Here is a 1,974-nt window from a genome sequence, read left to right as displayed (position 1 = left end):
CTCGCCGAGCTGATCGAGAATCGCGGGGTTTTCCAGCGTGGACACGTCCTGCGTGATCGCCTCGCCCTTCGCGAGCGAGCGCAGCAAACGGCGCATGATCTTGCCCGAGCGCGTCTTCGGCAGGTTCTCGCCGAAGCGGATGTCCTTCGGTTTCGCGATCGGACCGATTTCCTTGCCCACCCACGCGCGCAGGTCGTTGGCGAGCTTCACCGCTTCATCGCCCTGCGGACGCGTCGCCTTCAGCACCACGAACGCCACCACCGCTTCGCCCGTCGTGTCGTCGGGGCGCCCCACCACGGCAGCCTCCGCCACCAGCGGATTCGCCACCAGCGCCGACTCGATCTCCATCGTGCCCAGTCGGTGGCCCGAGACGTTCAGCACGTCGTCGATCCGGCCCATGATCGTGAAGTAGCCCGTGTCCTTGTCGCGCACGCTGCCGTCGCCCGCGAGGTACAGCTTGCCGCCCAGTTCCTCGGGGAAGTAGCCCGACCTGTAGCGCTCCGGCTGGCCCCACACGTTGCGGATCATCGCGGGCCACGGGCGCTTCACCACCAGAATGCCGCCCTGCCCGTTCGGCACGTCCTGGCCCGTTTCGTCGACGATCGCCGCCATGATGCCCGGCAGCGGCAGCGTGCACGAACCCGGCACCAGCGGCGTCGCGCCCGGCAGCGGCGTGATCATGTGCCCGCCCGTTTCCGTTTGCCACCACGTATCCACGATCGGGCAGCGCTTGCCGCCCACGTTTTCGTAGTACCACATCCACGCTTCGGGATTGATCGGCTCGCCCACCGTGCCGAGAATGCGCAGCGAGGAAAGGTCATAGCTCTTCGGGTGCACCTTCGCGTCGGCCTCGGACATCTTGATGAGCGAGCGGATCGCCGTGGGCGCGGTGTAGAACAGCGTGACCTTGTGCTTGGCGATCATGTCCCAGAAGCGGCCCGCATTCGGATACGTCGGCACGCCTTCGAACACGACCTGGGTCGCGCCGATCGTGAGCGGACCGTAGGCAATGTAGCTGTGACCCGTGATCCAGCCGATGTCGGCCGTGCACCAGAACACGTCGCTCGGCTTGTAATCGAAGGTCCACTTCATCGTTTGCGCGGCCCACAGCAAGTAACCGCCCGTGCTGTGCTGCACGCCCTTCGGTTTGCCCGTCGAGCCCGAGGTGTAGAGGATGAAGAGCGGGTGTTCCGCGCCCACGGGTTCCGGTGCGCACGTGTCGCTCTCCGCCGCCGAGACTTCATGCATCCACAGGTCGCGGCCTTCGTGCCACGCGACCTTGCCGCCCGTGCGCTGGTAGACGATCACGCTGTGCACCGCCTCGCAACCGCCCATGGCGATCGCTTCGTCGGCGATGTTCTTCAGCGGCAGCGCCTTGCCGCCGCGCATCTGTTCGTCGGCGGTGATGAGCGCAACGGCGCCCACGTCCACCATGCGTTCGTTGAGCGACTTCGACGAGAAGCCGCCGAACACCACCGAGTGCGTCGCGCCAATACGCGCGCAGGCCTGCATCGCCACCACGCCTTCCACCGACATCGGCAGATAGATGACCACGCGGTCGCCCTTCTTCACGCCGCGCTTCTTCAGTGCGTTGGCGAAGCGCGAGACGCGCGAGAGCAGGTCCTGATAGGTGACGTTGGTGACGGTGCCGTCGTCGGCTTCGAAGACGATCGCCACGCGCTCGCCGTTGCCCGCTTCGACATGACGGTCGAGGCTGTTATATGAGGCGTTCAGCTCGCCGTCTTCGAACCAGGTGTAGAACGGCGCTTTCGATTCGTCGAGCACCTTCGTGAAGGGCTTTTGCCACGTCAGCGTTTCGCGTGCGAGACGCGCCCAGAAGCCTTCGTAATCGCGCTCGGCTTCGGCGCACAGCGCCTTGTAGGCGTCCATGCCGGACACCGTGGCACTGGCCACCGTTTGTTCTGAAGGCGCAAAGACCCGGCGTTCCTGAAGAACCGATTCAATCGCAGACAT

1 protein-coding gene is annotated in these 1,974 nt (G+C 65.4%); it reads right to left on the bottom strand.

What is annotated here, in order from left to right; all coding sequences use genetic code 11:
* On the bottom strand, positions 1-1,974 hold a 1,974-nt coding region (gene acs / locus C7401_RS44145; protein ID WP_112178356.1), incomplete at both ends, for an acetate--CoA ligase.

It is taken from the genome of Paraburkholderia unamae, from assembly GCF_003268775.1.
Lineage (GTDB): Bacteria > Pseudomonadota > Gammaproteobacteria > Burkholderiales > Burkholderiaceae > Paraburkholderia > Paraburkholderia unamae.
This window is presented reverse-complemented; position numbering and strand designations above follow the sequence as displayed.